The organism is Thermogutta sp. (assembly GCF_014359955.1).
Taxonomy (GTDB): domain Bacteria; phylum Planctomycetota; class Planctomycetia; order Pirellulales; family Thermoguttaceae; genus Thermogutta.
Window position 1 is genome coordinate 1 of record NZ_JACIYL010000376.1, and the last position, 4172, is coordinate 4172.

Annotated in this window: 2 protein-coding genes; both read right to left on the bottom strand. The window is 52.7% G+C overall.

Going from position 1 to position 4172, the window contains the following annotated elements; translation table 11 throughout:
• Window positions 1-1268 (bottom strand): PAS domain-containing sensor histidine kinase (locus H5U08_RS11575; protein WP_297033164.1); only part of this gene is annotated, 1268 nt, incomplete at its 3' end.
• Window positions 1269-1915: 647 nt separating this feature from the next.
• A complete protein-coding gene (locus tag H5U08_RS11580) occupies window positions 1916-3541 on the bottom strand; it encodes a secretin N-terminal domain-containing protein (protein WP_297033165.1) in 1626 nt (541 codons plus the stop codon).
• Window positions 3542-4172 lie beyond the last annotated feature (631 nt).

A 4172-nucleotide genomic window follows, 5' to 3' on the forward strand; every position in this document is an offset into this window, starting at 1 on the left:
TGACAGTCCTCGGGACTTAGTCCCACGCCTGTATCCTCCACCTCGAAAACGGCATACTCCTCCTCCATCCGGCTCCGCAGAACCACTTTGCCACCATCGGGCGTATATTTAATTGCGTTAGATAGTAAATTGATGGCTGCCTGCAACAGAAGATCGCGGTCGGCAACCACGCCCAAATAAAGCGGACTCAGTTCACACTGAAAATCGATGTGCTTTTGTTCTGCATGCGGACGCATCACCCGCGCTGCATCCTCGAGAATTTCGTTAAGCGAATAGTTTTGCTTTTTGACCTTCATAATTCCGGCTTCGATCCGGGCCAGGTTGAGAAGATTTTCAATCAGACGCTGTAGCCTTTCTATCTGGGATTCGATTGTCGTTACAAACTCATCACGCGTGGTTTCGTCCACGTCTTCATCCGCCAGAAGCTCCACGTACGCTCGGATTCCGGCAAGAGGCGCTTTCATCTCGTGGCTAACCGCCGATACAAACTCCGCGTGACGCTTTCGCAAATTCGTTAAAGAACTGGTGTCTTCCAGAACAATCGCCAGACTTGGCAGCGACGATTCCTGTCCGTCGGGACGCCATTCCCGCACAAGGACGCGGAAGTGAAAACGGTGGTCGTCGCCGTCATTTCCCTCCCAATCGAACTGTGTGTCACGGATCTTCAGTCTGCGGATCCGCGCCATCAGTTCCTGGAACAGCTCATTTCCCACGCATGATCGTCCGTCATCAGTGTCCAACTCTTTAAGCCCGAAAAACTCCCTCGCCGCGGAGTTCGCTACTTCCACACGGTCAAAACCATTAACAACCAGTACGGGGTCCGGAAGCAGGTCGAGGACGGACGCAATTTGTCGGGCCACCATTGTGGCTTTTTGAGCTCGAATTTCTGCCACGGCCTGGGCCTGTGTAAGACCCTCAATTAACTCGCCCAACTGCTCAATTCGCCGCGTCAATTGCCTGCCAATATCGTCGTAACCCTTTGGAAATTCCAAAGTTACACCTGGTTCTAGAACAGTTTTTCCGGCGACCACCGACTCCAAACGCCGGACTAATTCCTCCAGCCATCGTCGCGTGGTTTCCCGTTCCTTTGAGGACACGGTTGACTTCAGCAGAACGGCCATCCCGAAGAGTGTTACGGCCGCTGCCGCGACCCACGGCTCCCACCCACCCGTTCCAAGGCCAAGAGTCAACACGGTGATCGACAGGGCCGATATTCCTCCCAAACAGCACAGATTTCTGAAGAGAGTACCCATCTGTTGTCGCGTCATAGCGTGTGTCGATCCTTTCAGCGGAACAGTGAGCCGGTGTCTCGACGGAGTGGCCTGCCCTCGCTGTCGACTTTCGTGGTGCACCTCCCCCTCAAGGAACCATAGGTTGCACCTGGCGGAATGTCCAATCACAATGGCAGCAAAGGTAGGACCGACACGCGATCCTTCATTGGAAGAGAATAGAGCAGAAAAGTTATTTTCAATACGCTGAGAAGAACTGGAACTGTTGGACTACTCAATACAATCAGCACATACGGTTTGTTCAATCGTTGTTTTAAATTTGCAACGATGAGAAGAGCTGACATCATTCGGGAGCCGCTGTACCCGCATCGGCTGCCGGCATTGAAGCTGCGCCACGACTCTCATAGAAAAGTGACCTGGCCCACGTCGTTTTGGCCTTTATGTCCTGCGCAACCATCTCCCGGCGGTTTATGCGCTCTTCAGTTAGCGTCCTGGGCGTTGTCTGAGCGCCTACCTTCACACCTGAACTACCTTGGTTTGCCAAGAAGCCACTTCGGCATCCGGGAGCAATCAGTAGCGATACGACCAAAAGAGATATATTTATCCACGAACAGCGTCGGCGTTGCAAGAACTTATTCGACGTATCTTTTTTCATTAACTCAGTCATCCCAGTGACTCGGCTTTTTTCACCGTGTCGGAGACTCTACTACCGGCCGCGCCCCACTATTCCCCCTCGCAAGCTGGTCCCGGAGGGCTATTGCCTCGACATTGTTCGGATCGAATCGCACAGCCAGTTCTGCCAGCTTTTGCGCCCTCGCATAATCTCCCTGAGCACAGGCCACCCGGGCCTCATCCACCCATCTTCGCGACGCGGTGTGATTCCCAAGAGGATTCATGTTGTCCGCGACGACTCGTTGCCGCCGTCGCCACAAATCACTCGCACTTTGGCCCTCTGACGCCACCTCATAGTCACCCACAATATGAGGAGTTATGAGCACGATGATTTCCTGTTTCGTGGTTGTTTCCACCCGATTTCGAAACGCGGCCCCGATAATCGGAAGATTACCCAGAAACGGAATCTGAGAGGACGTCGTCTGGAGGTCTTCCCTCATAAGGCCGCCAATGATTACCGTAGCTCCGTCAGGAACGAGAATATTCGTTGTCACCTGAGTCGTGTCCTTATTGGGTACGGTGAAGTTGTTGGTAATTTGAACTGCTCCGGTAGAGACCTCCGGGTGGACCTCCATGCGTATCAATCCGTCGTTGGAGATAAAAGGCCGTATGACAAGCTGTGCCCCTACTTTCAAAAAGTCTACTGTCTGGGAAGCCGAGGTCTCCGTGATCGTTGTACTCACATATCCAAGCTCTTTACCGATGAGTATTTCAGCCCTATGTTTGTTGAGGACGAGCAGCCGTGGCGTGGCAATAACGTTTGTGTCACCGAGCGACTCCAACGCATTGATAAACGCCCCGAAGCTCGCATCCAGGTAGGCCAATTTCAGGCCACTGTTGTCGAACTTAACGTCCGACAGGTCATTTGGCAAAAAACCCCATCCAAACTTGATGTATCCCTTATTCCGGAGAAGCTCAAAGCTGATTCCGAACTGGTCTTTATCATCAAGATTTACACTTAAAATCATCGCCTCGATGGCGACCTGCCGTGGGCGCACATCCACCTCGGCCACAATTCTGTCGATCTCCTGAAGGACTTTCTCATAGTCACGCACAATAACGACGTCTGATCCGGCATAGCTGTCTCCGCCGGCGTCCGACGGATTGGGCGCTATGCCCTTTTCCGCTGCGCTGGACACCGTGACAAGACCAATATCTGCGCTCACCAAGGGTTTAATCAGCGATTCCAATTCCTTTGCGGAAACATAGTTTGGCCTGTAAATCCGCGTTGATATCTGGTCGCTCAACTGTTCCAGGAGCTTTATCTCCTGGGAGGTTCCCACATAAATGACTTTGTTATCTTCATACCAGACAAATCCCGCCGCTTTGAGCACCGCCAAAAGTGCCTCTCGTGGCGTCAGATCGTTCAGAGAAAGGCTGAGCTTCCCCTGAACACTGTTGGAGAGCAGAACGTTTATTCCAGCTTCTTTCGCCAGCGTGTGAATTGTATCGCGAATATCGGCCTCCCGTAACTCGATCTGCGTTTTATTGTTGTGATCGAGCGACTTCGTGTTGTCATTTCCGGCTGGAGAAGATTCCAGAATCGGCGGGGGTGGCGCGATGACCTCCAGATTGCCCGGTCCTCCAGAACTGGGAGCACCTCCTTGATCCGTGACGAGCAGCCCGGGGAAAGGGGACAAAGTCGTGCCATTTTCCTTTGACGTTCTACCACGCGGGACGACCGATGATTGTTCTAGTGAATCATCCCCCGATTCGACAGAAATCTGACGAACAGCCACCTCTACTCCGTCTGATTGATGCTCCGCCTCTGGGGCCAACCAAGAGACGGAAACCACTCCCTCCTGGGATGCTGAAGTTGCTGGAGTACCCCTCGGTATTTCTCTTTTCATCAAGGCTGTACTATTCCCCGGGACCTCGGTATTCGAATTTCCGAAGGGTACAGGTAATCCAAATCGCCCAGGGGCGGTGCGCGATTCTGAAGAATTGTTGCTACAATCTTGACCTGGCTGATGTTGTCTATCCAACGACGCCTCGCGGAAGTCACCGGCCCGCTCGAACGCGATCAGGGCATTCTCTTGATGAGATGATTGTGCCTTCTTTCCATCTACGGTCTCTTGGGGTCCGCTCTGGCTTTTCAGGTCAACCGGCGAACGAAACGCTGACTGCGAGGACCTGAAATGCGATACGAATAAGGCCGCTAGCCATACCCCCAGAGCACATACGGTTAATATTTCCAGGACGCGGCGAACAACTTTCATGAATCATCCATGATCGTATGGACTACAGAAGAAGTTTTACTTCTTGCTCTCG